Source organism: Variovorax sp. GrIS 2.14, from assembly GCF_046115955.1.
GTDB lineage: Bacteria > Pseudomonadota > Gammaproteobacteria > Burkholderiales > Burkholderiaceae_C > Variovorax.
Genome location: NZ_JBJXIA010000003.1, coordinates 120,669 through 137,512, shown reverse-complemented (window position 1 = coordinate 137,512; position 16,844 = coordinate 120,669). Strand labels below are relative to the sequence as shown.

Sequence of the window (16,844 nt, the reverse complement as noted above, 5' to 3'; positions counted from 1 at the left end):
TGACTGACGCCATGACCGAAGCGCCCCCCGCCAAGCCGACCGGCGCCAAGCTGCTGGTGGTCGACGACGACCCGGACATGCTGCGCCTACTGTCGATGCGGCTGGCCTCGTCCAACTACCAAGTGACGGCGGTGACGTCGGCCGAATCGGCACTGACGCAGCTCGAGATCGAACATCCGCAACTGGTGCTGAGCGACGTGCGCTTGCCGGGGCGCGACGGCCTGGCGCTGTTCGACGAGATTCGCAAGCGCCATCCGACGCTGCCGGTGATCCTGCTGACCGCACATGGGACCATCCCCGATGCAGTCGAGGCCACGGCGCGCGGCGTGTTCACTTACCTGACCAAGCCCTACGACAGCCGCGAACTGCTCGAGAAAATTTCGCAGGCGCTGGCGCTCGGCTCTCCAGTCACGCCGACCAGCAAGGGTGGTGGCGATGAAAGCTGGCGCGCTGAAATCGTCAGCCGCAGCAACCGGATGTCCGAGGTGCTGGCCGAGGCGCGGATGATCGCCCAGTCGGACGCCAGCGTGCTGCTGCGCGGCGACAGTGGCGCCGGGAAGGAACTGCTGGCCCGGGCTATCCACCGGGCCAGTGCGCGCGCTTCCAAGCCTTTCGTCGCGGTCAATTGCGGTGCCATTCCCGAGGCGTTGCTCGAGAGCGAGTTGTTCGGCCACATGAAGGGTGCATTCACCGACGCGGTGGCCAATCACAAGGGCCTGTTCCAGCAGGCTGACGGCGGCACCCTGCTGCTCGACGAGATCGGCGACATGCCGCCTGCCTTGCAGGTCAAGCTGCTCCGTGTGCTGCAGGAGCGCGCGGTGCGTCCGCTCGGTGCCAGCCAGTCGATCGACGTCGATGTGCGCATCATCTCGGCGACGCACCGCGACCTCGATGCGGCGATGGCCGCGCATCAGTTTCGGGAAGACCTTTATTACCGTCTGAACGTGGTGACGTTGACGTTGCCGCCGCTGAGCGCCCGCCGCGAAGACATTCCGCTGCTGGCGAATCACTTCTTGCAGCGCCTGTCGGTCAAATACGGCAAGCGGCTCTCCGGTTTCGCGCCGGAAGCGCTGAAGTCGCTCACGACGGCTTCTTGGCCCGGCAATGTGCGTCAGTTGTTCAACGTGGTCGAACAGGTCTGCGCGCTGTCGAGTTCGCCGCTGATTCCACTGTCGCTGGTCCAGCGGGCGCTCCGTGTCCCAAGCGTCGAGGTTCAGACCTATGCCGAAGCCAAGCAGCGCTTCGAGCGGGATTACCTGGTTGGTTTGCTCAAACTGACCGATGGCAACGTGGCCGACGCGGCCCGTTTGGCTGATCGGAATCGGACCGAGTTCTATCGATTGCTGCAGAAGCACGAACTGACGCCGGGACACTTCAAGGCAGATGCGTCGCCAACGCCCGGCGATCCTGTCGCAAACTAGCGACTTGGCTTAAGCGTTGATTTTGTTGGGAATTTTTTAGCAGGTCTGCCGGTCTGTCGGGATTCGGCGACAAAAACGAGGGTTTTCGAGCATGCGGCAGGCTTGAACAACCCAAAAAGAGCTCTCATCTGCCGCAAGTCGTTGGTACACAAAGAATTTTCCATGCTGGCACAGGGTTTGCCCTTGTAAATGCATGACAGCACAAAACAGCCCCTCTTTCGCACTGCGCCAGCAGCGCGACGGCGTCCGTCAAACACAGTTTTCCCTCTCACGGCCCCGTGCCGCGAGCCAGCAACTCGGCGCTTTCAGTGCCGCCCACGGTGTCGCTCCGGATTGCGTGTTCAAACGCTTTCCGGCAATTGGCGACATCGCTTCCCTCGACAAGCAACGCTCTTGAGGTATCCATGAAGCCGAACGATTTCTCCCAATTGCGCGTGCTGGCCGACAGCAACGTTTTGAATGCTGCTGATGCTGACCAAGTGGTGGCGACGCAACGCAGCGACCTGCGCGAAGAGCGCCATCCCAACGCAGTGACTGCACCGCCGGTTAACCGCGGCTCCATGACGCCTCGCCCTTGGCGCGGTTTCTGGAACAGCCTCGGCACCGCTGCGCTGGTCAAGCTCGGCGCTGGTGGCGTCGGCAAAGCTGCGGAAGAACACAAGCAAGCCGAAGTGACGCAACCCTGGCAGCGTGCGGCCAGGCAACGGCGCCTGGCGTTCATGCTGCTGACGCTGATCAGCACGGTGATCGCTTCGACGCTGTTCGCCCGAATCCAGCCCGACTACGACAACGTCTGGCTCGAGTACGGCCAGATCGGCCTGTATGGCTTGCTGTCCGGCTGGGTCGTGACCGGTTTCGTGACCGCGCTCATGGGCTTCTATGTTTCCGTCAAGGGCGACAAGCATTCCTTGTCGGTCAAGCAGGTGGCGGGGCATTCGATGAACCCCGAAGCCCGCACGGCAATCATCATGCCGATCTGCAACGAAGACGTGTCAACGGTGTTCGCCGGCCTTCGCGCCACTTGCGAATCGGTTGCGGCCACCGGCCATGCCAAGCAGTTCGACGTGTTCGTGCTGTCGGACAGCTACACACCTGAGACCGCTGCCGCCGAGCGCGCTGCCTGGGAGGACCTCCGCGCCGCATTGGCAACCAGCCCGAACCAGCCTCAAGTGGAGGTGTACTACCGCCTGCGCACCCGCCGCACACACCGCAAGGCCGGCAACGTTGCTGACTTCTGCCGTCGCTGGGGCAAGGACTATCGCTACATGGTGGTGCTCGACGCCGACTCCGTGATGAGCGGCGACTGCTTGACCTCCATGGTCAAGCTGATGGAAGCCAACCCGACCGCCGGCATCATCCAGACCGCGACGCAGGCCATCGGCCACGTCACGCTGCATGCCCGCGCTCAACAATTCGCTTCCCGCGTGACGGGCCGCCTGTTCACGCTGGGCATGCAGTTCTGGCAACTGGGCGAATCGCACTACTGGGGCCACAACGCCATCATCCGCGTCGAGCCTTTCATGAAGCATTGCGCGCTGGCCCCGATCAAGGGTACCGGCGGGATGTCCGGCGGCATCATGTCGCACGACTTCGTCGAAGCTGCGCTGATGCGCCGCGCCGGCTACAACGTGTGGCTCGTCGCCGACTTGGTCGGTAGCTACGAACAACAACCGCCAGATCTGCTGGCGGAACTGCAACGCGATCGCCGCTGGTGCCAGGGCAACCTGCAAAACGCCCGTCTGATGGCAGAGCCCGGCATCCACTCGGTGCACCGCGCGATGTTCGTGACCGGCACGATGGCGTATGCTTCGGCGCCCCTGTGGCTGGCTTTCCTGACGCTGGGTACGGCTCTTTGGCTCTCGGGCTCCAGCTTGGTCGCAACCTGGAACGTGCTGCCTTCCGAACTCGTTGGCCTGTGGGTATGGACGCTGTGTCTGTTGTTCCTGCCCCGCATCCTGGGCATCGCCGCTGTGCTGATGCGCGGTGAGCAACGTCAGTACGGTGGCGTTCGGGGCCTGCTTAAGAGCACAGTGCTCGAGAGTGCCCTCGCGATCGTGCAAGCTCCGGTGCGCATGCTGGCCCATTCGCTCTTCGTCGTCGTGGCCCTCACCGGCATCAAGCTCGATTGGAAGTCACCCCCGCGTGAAGCCAATGCCGTGCCGTGGAAGACCGCTGCTTCGCAACTCGCGCCAATGACGCTGGTGATCGCTGCCCTGGCAGTCGGCATCGCGATGATCGACCCGAGCGCATTGATCTGGCTGATGCCGGTCGGCCTGCCGCTGCTGCTCGCGATCCCGCTCACCGTGTTGACCAGCCAGATCGCACTTGGTACCTCGCTCCGCGAACGCGGCTGGTTGCTGATCCCGGAAGAGTCACGTTCGCCCGCCGTTCTGCGCCGTGCCTGGATGCACGCAGTGCGCTTGGCCCGCCCGGCGCTCGCTGCGGTCTAAGACCCTTGCCTGGCGCGTTCATCGCGTACCCGCAAAAAAGCCCGCTCGATGCGGGCTTTTTTGTTGCCTGTCGTGTGGCGCTGCGGCGATTTTTCGACCTTGTTCAGAAGCGCGGCATGCCGCCGCCACCGCCGGGTCCGCCCATCCCTGGCATGCCTTTCATGCCGCCCATCTTCTTCATCATCTTCATGAGGCCGCCGCCCTTCATCTTCTTCATCATGGTCTGCATCTGCTCGAACTCATTGAGCAGGCGGTTCACTTCCTGCACCTGAACCCCGGCGCCAGCCGCGATGCGCCGCTTGCGCGTGGCTTTCAACAATTCCGGCTTGCGGCGTTCCAGCGGCGTCATGCTCTGGATGATGCCCTCCTTGCGGCGGATGTCGCGCTCGGCACGCGTCATGTCGGCTTCGGTCGCCTTGGCGGCCATCTGCTGCGGCAGCTTGTCCATGATGCTCGACAGGCCACCCATCTGCTTCATCTGCTGCAGTTGGCTCAAAAAGTCGTCGAGGTCGAAACCGGCGCCGCTCTTGACCTTGGCCGCCAGCTTTTGCGCCGCCGCCACGTCGACACCGGCAGTCACCTGCTCGACCAGCGCCACGATGTCGCCCATGCCGAGAATGCGGCCGGCGTAACGCTCGGCGTCGAACACCTCGAGCCCGTCGATCTTCTCGCTGGTGCCCGCGAACTTGATAGGCACGCCCGTCACTTGCCGCACCGACAGCGCCGCGCCACCGCGCGAATCGCCGTCGGTCTTGGTCAGGATGATGCCGGTCAGCGGCAACGCGTCCTTGAAGGCCTTGGCCGTGTTGATCGCGTCCTGCCCCTGCATAGCGTCGACGACGAACAGCGTTTCGATCGGATTCAGCGCGGCGTGCAGTTCCTTGATCTCGGCCATCAGGGCTTCGTCGATGGCCAGGCGGCCCGCCGTGTCGACCAGCAGCACATCGAAGAAATGACGCTTGGCGTGGTCGAGCGCGGCACGCGCGATGTCGAGCGGCTTCTGGTCGGGCGTGCTTGGAAACCATTCGGCGCCAGCCTGGGCGGTGACCATCTTGAGCTGCTCGATGGCGGCCGGCCGGTACACGTCGCCCGACACGGTCAACACTTTCTTCTTGCGCTTTTCGATCAGGTGCTTGGCCAGCTTGGCGACGGTGGTGGTCTTGCCCGCGCCCTGCAGGCCGGCCATCAGGATCACCGCTGGCGGTTGCGCCACCAGGTTGATGTCCGACACGCCCTGGCCGATGGTCGCGGTGAGCTCGCGGTTGACGATGCCGACCAGCGCCTGCCCCGGCTTGAGCGAGCCCAGTACTTCCTGGCCGAGCGCTTTCTCTTTGACGCGGGCGACGAAGTCACGCACCACCGGCAACGCGACGTCGGCTTCGAGCAACGCCATCCGCACTTCGCGCAGCATGTCCTGCACGTTGGCTTCGGTGATGCGGGCCTGCCCGCTCATCTGCTTGACGAGGCGGGAGAATTTTTCTGTGAGGGCGGTGGCCATGAGGGGATGCCTTGGAGATGCCGTGAAGCGCGAGCCGCTGCAGGGGCGCAGCTAAACTCAGCCCATGATTTTAGCGAGCCCCTCCCCGCTCGGCGTGGCACTGGGCATCGCCGCTGCCGCAGCCTATGCCGTGACCGCCGCGGGCGCATCGCGGCTCGGGCGACAGGGCACGCGCTGGTTGCTCGGCCTGGCCTGGCTGTTGCACGGGCTCACATTGGCATGGAGTCTGGTCGGCGGCATCCCGCTCTTCGGGTTCGCGCCCGCCATTTCCGTCACCGCCTGGCTCGTGTTGACGGTCTACGCCATCGAGAGCCGCATGTATCCGCAGCTCACGGTGCGCCGGGTGCTGGCGGTGCTCGGTGCCGGCGTTGTCTTGCTGGCTGTGCTGTTTCCCGGCGTGCCGCTCCACGTTTCCGCTTCGCCGTGGCTCCCATTGCATCTGGCGCTCGGCATCGCGTCGTATGGACTGTTCGGCGCCGCGGTCGTGCATGCATGGCTCATCAGCCGCGCAGAAAAACAGATTCGGCTGGCCGCCGATGCACAAGCCGGCGTGCCTTTGCTGACGCTGGAACGACTGACCTTCCGCTTCGTTACCGCGGGCTTCGTGCTGCTCTCGGCGACGCTGCTGGCCGGCTTGCTCTTCAGCGAAACCTTGTACGGCCGTGCCTGGAAGTGGGACCACAAAACGGTGTTCTCCCTCTTGGCTTGGTTCTGTTTCGCCGTGCTGTTGACGGGCCGCGCGCGCTTCGGCTGGCGCGGGCGCAAGGCACGTCGGGTGCTCTATGCGGGCGCGGCACTGCTGGTGCTGGCCTATGTAGGTTCGCGATTCGTGCTCGAAGTGGTCTTGGGACGCGCGCCATGAAGTACCTGCTGGTTTTTATCGTTCTGTTCATCGCGATCTGGCTCTTTCGAAAGGGCCAGCGCGAAGAAGAACGCGAGGCCGCGCGCAAGGCCCGGCCTGTCCCACCGAAAGCGCCGCCGACCGTCGGCGCGCCGCAGGCCATGCTCCGCTGCGCGCAGTGCGGGCTGCACCTGCCTGCCACGGACGCCATCGCCGGACCCGACGGCGTCTACTGCAGCGTCGCGCACCGACGGGCCGCCGAAAGCACGCGTTGAGCGACATGGCGCCCCTCCTCTGGTCCCGTGGCGAACCGGGAACAGACTGGGGCGGACTCGAAATTGCAACGCGAGAAAGCTCTGCGTTGCTGCGCTTGTGGCGTGGCTTCATGACCGCACGCTACTTCGTCGCGGCCGTGCTGCTGGTGCTGCAGGTCATCACGCTGACGATCGGCCAGCCGGTGCATCGCGCCGCCATCGCGGTATCGATCGCGTACCTCGTTGCAACGCTACTGGGCTCACGCTACGCCCGATTCCAGCCGCCGATTCGCGGGATGGGCCCGACCTGGTTCGCGACCGTCGGCATCGATCTCGCGACCTTCACGCTGCTGCAGTTGCTGCAGATCGGCAGCATCAACTACACACCGCTGTTCGCGCTGCCCGTGTTGATGGGTGCGGTGCTGGGCACGGTATCGGTCGGCCTCGGGACCACCGCCGCAGTGACCTTGCTCTTGCTGGCAGACGCGGCCTGGAACTGGCTGCAGCAACCGTCCGATTCGTCCACTCGCTTCGTGCAGGCGGCGCTCACTGGCACCGGCCTGTTCGTGGTGGCGCTGCTGGCGCACGAACTCTCGCGCCGGCTGGCGCGCGAAGAGGCACTGGCGGTGCGCAATCGCAGTTCGGCGCAGATGCACGCGCAGGTCAACGATCTGGTCATCGAAACGCTGACCGAAGGCGTGCTGGTGATCGACAGCTTCGGCCGCGTGCATGCGGCCAATCCGGCGGCCGACGAGATCCTTGGGCAAGGGCTGGCCGGCATGGCGCTGCCCTTTCCCCTCGACACCCATCCGGCGTGGCAACCGCTGGCGGCACTGGCAGCTCAGACATTTTTGCGGCGCGCTCCGCAATCGCACGAGGTACCGGTAGCGCAAGTACAAGGCGCGCCGCGCGAGGTGCGCGTGCGCACACGCCTGACGCCGCCCAGCGAGCGCGGCTTCGACAGCCTGTGCGTGATGTTCCTGCAAGACCTGCGCGAACTCGAAGCCCGCATCCGCACCGAAAAACTGGCCGCGATGGGCCGTATGTCGGCTGCCGTCGCGCACGAAATCCGCAATCCGCTGGCAGCCATCACACAAGCCAGCGGACTGCTGGCGGAAGACCTGGTCGACCCGGCCCACCGCAAGTTGACCAGCATGGTGCAGCACAACGCGCAGCGCCTCGCACGCATCGTCGACGACGTGCTCGATGTCGCACGCGCGCGCCAGCAACGCATCGAACCGCTCGGCGACATGGTCGAGCTCGACAGCACGGTGCGCATGCTCACCGAAGAATGGGTTCGCCAGTCGAAGCGCAACGGCGTGCTGGTGATGCTGGGAACCGGCGGCCGCGACGTGCGCTTCGACGCCGAACACCTCCGGCGCATTCTGGTGAATCTGCTCGATAACGCCGCGCGCTATGCCGGCGAGCGCGATGGCTCGATCCAGGTCAGCACGCTGGCCGATGGCCGCGACCGGGCGCATCTGCAAGTGTGGAGCGACGGCGCGCCGCTGGAGACGGCGGTGCAGAGGCATCTGTTCGAACCGTTCTTTTCGTCGGAGAGTCGCTCGAGCGGTCTCGGGCTGTTCATTTGCAGAGAGCTGTGCGAGCGGCACGGCGCGACGATCGGCTACGAGCGTCGCGCGCTTGTCGCCAACGGGCCGGAAGGCAACGATTTCTTCGTTTCGTTTGCACCGGCCGAAACGCCGCTGACACAATAGGCGGGTGAGCAACCCCACCCCATCGCCGACAGCGTCCGCGTCGCATGCGCAAAGCGCGCAACCCGCGCACATCCTCGTGGTCGACGACGAACCCGACCTGCGCACGCTCTACGAACTGACGCTGCTGCGCGAGGGTTACAAGGTCGACGCGGCCGGCAGCGTGGCCGAGGCGATGCAGCATCTGGCGGCCGAGCGCTTCGATGCGGTGATCACCGACATGCGGCTGCCCGATGGGCTCGGCATGGAAATCCTGCAGCGCATCCAGAACGACCAGCGCAGCGAGCGATGCGTCGTCATGACGGCCTACGGCTCCGCCGAAAACGCCGTCGAGGCCTTGAAAGCCGGCGCCTTCGACTACCTCACCAAGCCGGTCGATCTGAAGCAATTTCGAGCCGTCGTGGCCTCTGCCGTCCAGCAACATGCGTCGCCGGTGAAGGTGGTGCGAACGGCAGCCAGCATCGATACGGGTGCAAGCAAATCGGCGGTCGTGGCTGCGAGCGGGTTGGCCGCGCTGGCCCGGCTGGTCGGCGATTCGGAACCGATGCGGATCGTCAAGTCGCGCATCGCCAAGGTCGCGCGCGGCATGGCGCCGGTGCTGGTGCGCGGCGAGTCGGGCACTGGCAAGGAACTGGTCGCGCGCGCCGTGCATGCCTGCAGCCAGCGCAGCGACGGGCCCTTCGTCGCAGTCAATTGCGGCGCCATTCCGGAGAACCTGCTCGAGGCAGAGTTCTTCGGCGCGCGCAAGGGCTCGTACACCGGCTCGTCGCAAGACCGCGACGGCTACTTTCAGGCGGCGCGTGGCGGCACCTTGTTTCTGGACGAGATCGGCGACCTGCCAATCGCCATGCAGTCGAAGTTGCTGCGCGCCATCCAGGAGCGCAACGTGCGGCCGATCGGCTCGACGCAGGAAGACGCGGTCGATGTGCGCATCGTCAGCGCGACGCACAAGGATCTGCACGCCGAGGTGCTGGCGAGCCGGTTTAGGCAAGACCTTTTCTATCGGCTCAACGTGATCGAGATCGCGGTGCCAGCGCTGCGCGAGCGGCGCGAAGATCTGCCGGCGCTGTGCACCGCGCTGCTCGAACGCATCGCGCACGAAGCCGGCATGCCGGTGCCGACGCTGTCGGCCGACGTGCTGCGCCGGCTCGCGCTGCATCCGCTGAACGGCAACGTGCGCGAGCTTGAAAACCTGTTGCATCGCGCCGTCGCGTTGAACGATGGCGATGAGCTGCATCTGGATCTGATGGGGTCTGATTCGGGACTGGCGAGCCTGGCTGCGATGACGAGTTCTGCGGCTTCGGGCACGGCCGATGTGGCGAACGATGCAGCAGGTGGTGCGCGCGTGGCGAGCACCGCTGATCTGCACGACGCCCCCATCGGCTCGAACAGCACGACATCGATGCCGCATGAAGCGAAGGCGCCGCCGCCCGCGGTGCCGTCCGACCTGCAGACCTATCTCGATCAACAGGAGCGCGAGATCCTCGTGCGCGCGCTGCATGAAAGCGGCTTCAATCGCACCGCAGCGGCGGCGCGACTTGGCTTGAGCCTGCGGCAGATCCGCTATCGCATTGCACGACTCGGCATTGCGACACCGAACGGCGACGATGGACATGGCGTCGCCATCGATGAATGAGGGGGTTGGCGTGGATGGTGCGGGGGATGGAATTGCGAACGGCGCAGCGATGTGGAACACAGGCTGGTACCGCTTTGCCAGGCAACTGCATTCGCCGAACTTCGGCCCGCGCCCTGTCGGCGCGCAGATCGATCTGATCGTGCTGCATTCGATCAGCCTGCCACCTGCGCAATACGGCGGCGACGAGGTGCAGCAGCTCTTCACCAATCGCCTCGACTGGGACGCACACCCGTACTTCAAGAGCATCCGCGGCGTCGAGGTGTCGTCGCATTTTTATGTGCGGCGCGACGGCGAACTCTGGCAGTTCGTCAGCTGCGACGATCGTGCCTGGCACGCAGGTCCATCGGCATGGCGCGGCCGCACCAACTGCAACGACGATTCGATCGGCATCGAGCTCGAAGGGCTCGAAGGTGCGCTCTTCGAAGACGCGCAATACGAGGCGCTTGCCGGCCTCTGCCCCGCCATCGCACAGCACTACCCGATCGCCTTCGTCGCCGGCCATGAACACATTGCACCCGGACGCAAACAAGACCCGGGGCCAGGCTTCGCATGGCGGCGTCTGCGCGACGCAACGGGTTGGAAAAAAGATATGTTTCCCGAGGTCGCCATCGGACCTTGATATTGCACTGCAAACATGGCGCGCGGCGCTGTTTCGCATCGCAGCAACCATGCGGTTCGCAGGTGCAAAAGCGGCCGAAAACCGCATGGCTGCTGGGTTGGAATAACGTAGGGTAGCAACCACGCCGCATGCCCGGCATCTACGACGCCACGCACACCGCGAACCGGCAGAATGTGCAGTTTTTCACAAACATCGAAGTTCGTCGAAAACACTACATCTAGTGGTTGTGGGGCCCTCAGACCCTAGATATAGTGTGCCGTCCGGAACAAATGCCTGAATGGCTCCGGAATAGAACGCCGACCACCGATGTCCGCGTCTCCAACAAGAATTGCCAACCGAGGACCGAATGCAAACAGCCCAGAACACACCGTCCGCATCGCGCAACGCGCTATCTACCAACGGCAGCCCCAACGCCACCAGCAGCGCTCGCGACACCGCCGGATCGCCCGCCGGCAATGCGCTCGCGCACTACCAGATCATTCGCCGCAACGGCGCGGTGGTCCCGTTCGAACCGAACAAGATCGCCATCGCGATGATGAAGGCCTTTCTCGCCGTGCACGGCACGCAAGGCGCGGCGTCTGCCAGCGTGCGCGAAACCGTCGACGGCCTTACGCAAGCGGTCGTGCGCGCCATGGTGCGCTCGCGTCCGGGCGGCGGCACCTTCCACATCGAAGACGTGCAGGACTCGGTCGAACTCGGCCTGATGCGCGGCGGTCATCATGAAATCGCGCGTGCCTATGTGCTGTACCGCGAACGCCGCACGCAAGAGCGCGCCAAGCAAGGTGCGCAAGACGCGCCGGTCGCGCCGATCATCCATGTGCTCGACTGCGGCGAGCGTGTCGCGCTCGACCTGAACGAGCTCAAGGGCCTGATCGAGTCCGCCTGCGAAGGTCTGGGCGACAGCATCACTGCGGCACCGATCCAGGCCGAGACGATGCGGAACCTCTACGACGGCGTGCCGCTCGACGAGGTTTACAAGGCATCGATCCTGGCAGCCCGCACGCTGATCGAAAAAGATCCGGACTACACGTTCGCCACCGCGCGCCTGCTGCTGCATACGATCTTCAAAGAAATTCTCGGCCGCGAAGTGATGCCGGTCGAGCGCTCGCAAGCCTACGTCGACTACTTTCCGCAGTTCATCAAGAAGGGCGTCGACAACGAACTGCTCGACGAGAAGCTGCTGCAGTACGACTTGCCCCGCCTGGGCGCCGCGCTCAAGGCTGAGCGCGACCTGCAGTTCGACTACCTCGGCCTGCAAACGCTGTACGACCGCTACTTCCTGCACATCCGCAAAGACCGCATCGAACTGCCGCAGGCGTTCTTCATGCGCGTTGCGATGGGTCTGTCGCTCGGCGAAATCGACCGCGAAGCGCGCGCTATCGAGTTCTACGAAGTGCTGTCGTCTTTCGACTTCATGTCGAGCACGCCGACGCTGTTCAACGCCGGCACGCTGCGCTCGCAACTGTCGAGCTGCTATCTGACGACAGTGCCCGACGACCTCGACGGCATCTACGAATCGATCAAGGAAAACGCGCTGCTGTCGAAGTTCGCCGGCGGCTTGGGCAACGACTGGACCCGCGTTCGCGCACTCGGCAGCCACATCAAGGGCACCAATGGCGAATCGCAAGGCGTCGTGCCTTTCCTGAAGGTGGTCAACGACACCGCTGTCGCGGTGAACCAGGGCGGCAAGCGCAAGGGCGCGGTCTGCACATACCTCGAAACCTGGCACCTCGACATCGAGGAGTTCCTCGAACTGCGCAAGAACACCGGCGACGACCGCCGCCGCACGCACGACATGAACACGGCCAACTGGATCCCCGACCTGTTCATGCGCCGCGTGATGGAGAAGGGCACCTGGACGCTGTTCTCGCCCAACAACGTGCCCGACCTGCACGACCTCTTCGGTGCCGACTTCGAGCGCGCCTACGTCGCTTACGAAGAACGGGCGGCACGCGGCGACATCAAGCCGAGCCGCACGCTGCCGGCCGCCGACCTGTGGCGAAAGATGCTCACGATGCTGTTCGAAACCGGACACCCGTGGATCACCTTCAAGGACGCGTGCAACGTGCGCTCGCCGCAGCAGCACGCGGGCGTCGTGCACTCATCGAACCTCTGCACAGAGATCACGCTCAACACCAGCGACACCGAGACCGCTGTCTGCAATCTGGGTTCGGTGAACCTGCTGCAGCATCTGAAAGGCGGCAAGGTCGACCATGAGAAGCTGAAGCGCACGATCTCGACCGCGATGCGCATGCTCGACAACGTGATCGACATTAACTACTACGCCGTCAAGAAGGCGCGTGACTCCAATTTGCGCCATCGTCCGGTCGGCCTGGGCGTGATGGGCTTCCAGGATGCGCTGTATGAGTTGCGGATTCCGTACGCTTCGCAAGAAGCCGTCGAATTTGCAGACGTGTCGATGGAAGCCATCTGCTACCACGCGTACTGGGCATCGACCGATCTCGCCAAGGAGCGCGGCAAGTACTCGAGCTACAAGGGCTCGTTGTGGGACAAGGGCGTGCTGCCGATCGACACGCTCGACCTGCTCGAAAAAGCACGTGGCGGCTACGTCGAAGTCGACCGCTCGACCACGCTCGACTGGGACGCGTTGCGTCAGAAGATCAAGACCGACGGCATGCGCAATTCGAACTGCACGGCCATCGCTCCGACCGCGACCATCTCGAACATCATCGGCGTCGACGCATCGATCGAGCCTTGCTTCGGCAACCTGTCGGTCAAGTCGAACCTGTCGGGCGAGTTCACCGTCATCAATCACTATCTGGTGCGCGACCTGAAGCGTCTCGGTTTGTGGGACGACGTGATGGTCATGGACCTGAAGCACTTCGATGGCTCGCTGCGTCCGATCGATCGCGTGCCGCAAGACATCAAGGCGCTCTACGCCACCGCCTTCGAAGTCGAAACGACGTGGCTGGTCGAAGCCGCCTCGAGGCGCCAGAAGTGGATCGACCAGGCGCAGTCGCTCAACATCTACATGGCCGGTGCATCGGGCAAGAAGCTCGACGACACGTACAAGCTCGCATGGTTGCGGGGCCTGAAGACGACCTACTACCTCCGCACGCAGAGCGCGACGCACGCTGAAAAATCGACGGTGCAATCCGGTCGTCTCAATGCTGTGTCGTCGGGCAGCACGAGCAGCGATGCATCGTCGAACATGTCATCGAGCATGTCGGGTGCATCAGGCTTGAGCGCACTGGATGCCGCTGCACTCGCTGCGCAATTGCAGTTGAGTTCGATGCCGCAAACCGACATCGCGTTTTGCGGTGTCGACGATCCGACGTGCGAAGCATGTCAATGAAGCGCGTTTGATGTTCGCGGCATCGCCTGACATCACAACGCGATGCATGTGAGCAACATAACGACGAGATAAATGGAGCGCGATGTGAACGAGCACTTTCCAACTTACATCGTTGCTCTGATAATTTGAGCATTGGATTTTTCTATGTTGACCTGGGACGAAGAAGTCAAGCCCTCCTTGCCAAAGGACATGCAACAAGGATTGCAGCACTCACCGAAAAGCGGCGCATTGAATGCACGCTCGATGGAGGCGCCGACGCCGAAAATTGCACCGGCCATCTCTGCTACAACATCGTCGGTCGCTGCGTCATTTGTCGCGTCAGCCGCCGCTCCGGTCGCACGCCGCGTGCGGGCCGACGACAAACGAATCATCAACGGTCAAACCGACGTCAACCAGCTTGTGCCCTTCAAGTACAAATGGGCGTGGGAAAAGTACCTGGCCTCTTGCGCCAATCACTGGATGCCGCAGGAAGTGAACATGACGCGAGACATCGCGTTGTGGAAAGACCCGAACGGCCTGACCGAAGACGAGCGCCGCATCGTGAAGCGCAACCTCGGCTTCTTCGTGACCGCCGACTCGCTCGCCGCCAACAACATCGTGCTGGGCACGTATCGGCATATCACCGCGCCGGAGTGCCGCCAGTTCTTGCTGCGCCAAGCCTTCGAAGAAGCGATCCACACGCACGCGTACCAGTACATCGTCGAGTCGCTCGGTCTGGACGAGAGCGAGATCTTCAACGCCTACAACGAAGTGCCTTCGATCCGCGAGAAGGACCAGTTCCTGATCCCGTTCATCGAAGCCATCAGCGATCCGCTTTTCAAGACCGGCACGCACGAGACCGACCAGACCCTGCTCAAGTCGCTCATCGTGTTCGCATGCCTGATGGAGGGTTTGTTCTTCTACGTCGGCTTTACGCAGATTCTGGCGCTGGGTCGCCAGAACAAGATGACCGGCGCCGCCGAGCAGTACCAGTACATTCTGCGCGACGAGTCGATGCACTGCAACTTCGGCATCGACCTGATCAACCAGCTCAAGCTCGAGAACCCCAGCCTCTGGAACAGCGAGTTCAAGGCCGAGATCAAGGCCCTCTTCATGACGGCCGTCGAGCTCGAATACAAGTACGCCGAAGACACCATGCCGCGTGGTGTGCTCGGCATGAACGCCTCCATGTTCAAGGGCTACCTGCGCTACATCGCCAACCGGCGTGCACAGCAGATCGGCCTCGAAACGCTCTTCCCGAACGAAGAAAATCCGTTCCCCTGGATGAGCGAAATGATTGACCTGAAGAAAGAGCGAAATTTCTTCGAGACCCGCGTCATCGAATACCAGTCGGGTGGTGCGCTGTCGTGGGATTGAATTTTTTCGATAAGAATAAATGAGTTCAAGAATTGCTTTCGCCGCCGATCACGCCATAGAGCGCGGCACGGACGAAAGCGCAGGTGTTCATGGTGCTGGGCTTGATCCAACACCATGAATCGCTTCGCGTTCACAAGCGGACGCGAAGTGCTTCAAGAGGTTGATTTTTCAACTTGATCAAGGAGAAATAGAAATGGCAACTGCAAAGAAAGCGCCGGCTAAGAAAGCCGCTGCAAAGAAGGCTCCGGCAAAGAAGGTCGTAGCTGCTAAGAAGGCTCCCGCCAAGAAGGTAGCCGCGAAGAAGGTAGCAGCCAAGAAGGCTCCGGCCAAAAAGGTCGCTGCCAAGAAGGCTCCAGCAAAGAAGGCCCCGGCTAAAAAAGTAGCAGCCAAGAAGGCTCCGGCCAAAAAGGTCGCTGCCAAGAAGGCCCCGGCTAAGAAGGCTGCCGCCAAGAAGGCTCCTGCGAAAAAGGCAGCTGCGAAGAAGGCCCCTGCCAAGAAGGCTCCTGCGAAAAAGGCCGCGGCTAAAAAGACCGCTGCCAAGAAAGCAGCGAAAAAGCCCGCTGCCAAGCCTGCCCCTGCTGCGAAACCTGCGCCCGCCAAGAAGGCAGTTGCCAAGGCTCCTGCAAAGGCAGCAGTAGCGCCCGCTCCTGCGCCCGCCGCGCAGACGACGCTGAACCCTCAGGCTGCATGGCCGTTTCCGACGGCCAGCAAGCCCTGAATCGGTCAGCGGCCCTAAGGCAAAAAGCCCGGCACCTCACGGTGTCGGGCTTTTTTTTCGCTCAGCGAAGGAGCGCTGACGAATGCGCTTTCAGAGGCCGAGCGCCTTCAAGTCGATCTGGTAGTTCTGCGGCCCGCGTTGCGCGATCTTGAGCGCACCGATCTGGTTGCCCAGCGCTGCACACCGTGCGAGATCCCACCCTTGTTCCAGCCCGAACAACAACGCACCGCGCCACGCGTCGCCGCAACCCGTGGGGTCGACAACTGCCTCAGGCTTGACGGCCGGAACATGCATCTTCTGCCCGTCGACCCATACATCGCAACCCTCGGCGCCAAGCGTGACCACCAGCCCACGCGCGCGACGCGAGATGTCTGCCTCACTCAAGCCGGTGCGGTCGCTCAGCATCTTGCCTTCGTAGTCGTTTACGGTGACCCAGTCGGCCTGCTCGATGAACCGTGCCAGCTCATCTCCGTTGAACATCGGCAACCCCTGGCCCGGATCGAACACGAAGGGAATGCCGGCTTGTTTGAACTGCTCTGCATGCTGCAGCATCGCGTCACGTCCATCGGGCGAGATGATGCCGATACGGATGTCATCGCGTGCCGCGATCTTGTTGAGATGGGCTTGCTGCATTGCGCCAGGATGAAAGGCCGTGATCTGGTTGTTCGCCATGTCGGTCGTGATGAAGCATTGCGCGGTGTAGGTGTCGGAGAGTTCGCGAACGAACTCCGTGCCGATGCCCAGCCCCTTGAATCGGGCGACGTAGTCGGCGCCGTCACTGCCCACCGTAGCCATCGGCAATGCCGTGCCGCCCAGTGCGTTGAGGCTGTAGGCGATGTTGCCCGCACAGCCGCCGAAGTCACGCCGGAGCGCCGGCACCAGGAACGACACGTTGAGGATGTGCAACTGATCAGGAAGGATCTGGTCGGCGAACCGACCTTCGAACGTCATGATGGTGTCGAACGCAAGGGAACCGCAAATCACTGCTGCCATGGGTAAACCGTTGTTAGGAAAGAAAAA

General features: G+C 63.2%; 12 protein-coding genes. 10 read left to right on the top strand and 2 right to left on the bottom strand.

Annotated elements, in window-relative coordinates; genetic code table 11:
• The first annotated feature begins 11 nt into the window (after positions 1-11).
• The gene (locus RCH10_RS06740) at positions 12-1,421 is read left to right on the top strand and encodes a sigma 54-interacting transcriptional regulator (RefSeq protein WP_409051794.1); all 1,410 of its coding nucleotides are present in this window, start codon (positions 12-14) and stop codon (positions 1,419-1,421) included.
• A 404-nt stretch (positions 1,422-1,825) separates the two neighbouring features.
• On the top strand, positions 1,826-3,871 hold the full coding sequence (gene mdoH / locus RCH10_RS06735) for a glucans biosynthesis glucosyltransferase MdoH (RefSeq protein WP_409051793.1): 2,046 nt from the start codon (positions 1,826-1,828) through the stop codon (positions 3,869-3,871).
• A 103-nt stretch (positions 3,872-3,974) separates the two neighbouring features.
• Here the strand turns inward: mdoH and ffh are convergent, their stop codons facing one another.
• Positions 3,975-5,369 (bottom strand): signal recognition particle protein, encoded by a 1,395-nt coding sequence (gene ffh / locus RCH10_RS06730; protein WP_187054389.1) that lies wholly within the window; start codon positions 5,367-5,369, stop codon positions 3,975-3,977.
• 64 nt (positions 5,370-5,433) lie between these two features.
• Here ffh and RCH10_RS06725 point away from each other — a divergent pair, with 64 nt between their 5' ends.
• The 8 genes from RCH10_RS06725 (at position 5,434) to RCH10_RS06690 (ending at position 15,824) form a co-directional block, all read left to right on the top strand.
• The gene (locus tag RCH10_RS06725) at positions 5,434-6,231 is read left to right on the top strand and encodes an inner membrane protein YpjD (protein ID WP_409051792.1); all 798 of its coding nucleotides are present in this window, start codon (positions 5,434-5,436) and stop codon (positions 6,229-6,231) included.
• The gene (locus RCH10_RS06720) at positions 6,228-6,485 is read left to right on the top strand and encodes a PP0621 family protein (RefSeq protein ID WP_409051791.1); all 258 of its coding nucleotides are present in this window, start codon (positions 6,228-6,230) and stop codon (positions 6,483-6,485) included. The genes RCH10_RS06725 and RCH10_RS06720 overlap by 4 nt, the downstream gene beginning before the upstream one ends.
• A gap of 5 nt (positions 6,486-6,490) precedes the next feature.
• Positions 6,491-8,182 carry a sensor histidine kinase gene (locus RCH10_RS06715; protein WP_409051790.1) on the top strand — a complete coding sequence of 564 codons (1,692 nt, stop codon included), beginning with the start codon at positions 6,491-6,493 and terminating at the stop codon, positions 8,180-8,182.
• Positions 8,183-8,186: 4 nt separating this feature from the next.
• Positions 8,187-9,815 (top strand): sigma-54-dependent transcriptional regulator, encoded by a 1,629-nt coding sequence (locus tag RCH10_RS06710; RefSeq protein ID WP_409051789.1) that lies wholly within the window; start codon positions 8,187-8,189, stop codon positions 9,813-9,815.
• Complete coding sequence (gene ampD, locus RCH10_RS06705; RefSeq protein ID WP_409051788.1) at positions 9,808-10,434, top strand: 1,6-anhydro-N-acetylmuramyl-L-alanine amidase AmpD; 627 nt, start codon at positions 9,808-9,810, stop codon at positions 10,432-10,434. The genes RCH10_RS06710 and ampD overlap by 8 nt, the downstream gene beginning before the upstream one ends.
• Positions 10,435-10,780: 346 nt before the next feature.
• On the top strand, positions 10,781-13,750 hold the full coding sequence (locus RCH10_RS06700; RefSeq protein WP_409051787.1) for a ribonucleoside-diphosphate reductase subunit alpha: 2,970 nt from the start codon (positions 10,781-10,783) through the stop codon (positions 13,748-13,750).
• 144 nt (positions 13,751-13,894) lie between these two features.
• Complete coding sequence (locus tag RCH10_RS06695; RefSeq protein ID WP_409051786.1) at positions 13,895-15,106, top strand: ribonucleotide-diphosphate reductase subunit beta; 1,212 nt, start codon at positions 13,895-13,897, stop codon at positions 15,104-15,106.
• Positions 15,107-15,299: 193 nt separating this feature from the next.
• Positions 15,300-15,824, top strand: coding sequence for a histone H1-like DNA-binding protein (locus RCH10_RS06690; protein WP_323495011.1), 525 nt, complete (start codon positions 15,300-15,302; stop codon positions 15,822-15,824).
• 90 nt (positions 15,825-15,914) lie between these two features.
• Here RCH10_RS06690 and RCH10_RS06685 read toward each other — a convergent pair whose 3' ends face one another.
• Positions 15,915-16,817 (bottom strand): carbohydrate kinase family protein, encoded by a 903-nt coding sequence (locus RCH10_RS06685; protein ID WP_409051785.1) that lies wholly within the window; start codon positions 16,815-16,817, stop codon positions 15,915-15,917.
• Positions 16,818-16,844: the final 27 nt, after the last annotated feature.

What these genes read in the sequence shown, in the direction of transcription:
- RCH10_RS06715 (WP_409051790.1), top strand. Translation starts at nt 6,491, where the DNA reads ATGGCGCCCCTCCTCTGGTCCCGTGGCGAACCGGGAACAGACTGGGGC.
- RCH10_RS06725 (WP_409051792.1), top strand. Translation starts at nt 5,434, where the DNA reads ATGATTTTAGCGAGCCCCTCCCCGCTCGGCGTGGCACTGGGCATCGCC.
- ampD (WP_409051788.1), top strand. Translation starts at nt 9,808, where the DNA reads ATGAATGAGGGGGTTGGCGTGGATGGTGCGGGGGATGGAATTGCGAAC.
- RCH10_RS06695 (WP_409051786.1), top strand. Translation starts at nt 13,895, where the DNA reads ATGTTGACCTGGGACGAAGAAGTCAAGCCCTCCTTGCCAAAGGACATG.
- RCH10_RS06700 (WP_409051787.1), top strand. Translation starts at nt 10,781, where the DNA reads ATGCAAACAGCCCAGAACACACCGTCCGCATCGCGCAACGCGCTATCT.
- mdoH (WP_409051793.1), top strand. Translation starts at nt 1,826, where the DNA reads ATGAAGCCGAACGATTTCTCCCAATTGCGCGTGCTGGCCGACAGCAAC.
- RCH10_RS06685 (WP_409051785.1), bottom strand. Translation starts at nt 16,817, where the DNA reads ATGGCAGCAGTGATTTGCGGTTCCCTTGCGTTCGACACCATCATGACG.
- ffh (WP_187054389.1), bottom strand. Translation starts at nt 5,369, where the DNA reads ATGGCCACCGCCCTCACAGAAAAATTCTCCCGCCTCGTCAAGCAGATG.
- RCH10_RS06720 (WP_409051791.1), top strand. Translation starts at nt 6,228, where the DNA reads ATGAAGTACCTGCTGGTTTTTATCGTTCTGTTCATCGCGATCTGGCTC.
- RCH10_RS06740 (WP_409051794.1), top strand. Translation starts at nt 12, where the DNA reads ATGACCGAAGCGCCCCCCGCCAAGCCGACCGGCGCCAAGCTGCTGGTG.
- RCH10_RS06690 (WP_323495011.1), top strand. Translation starts at nt 15,300, where the DNA reads ATGGCAACTGCAAAGAAAGCGCCGGCTAAGAAAGCCGCTGCAAAGAAG.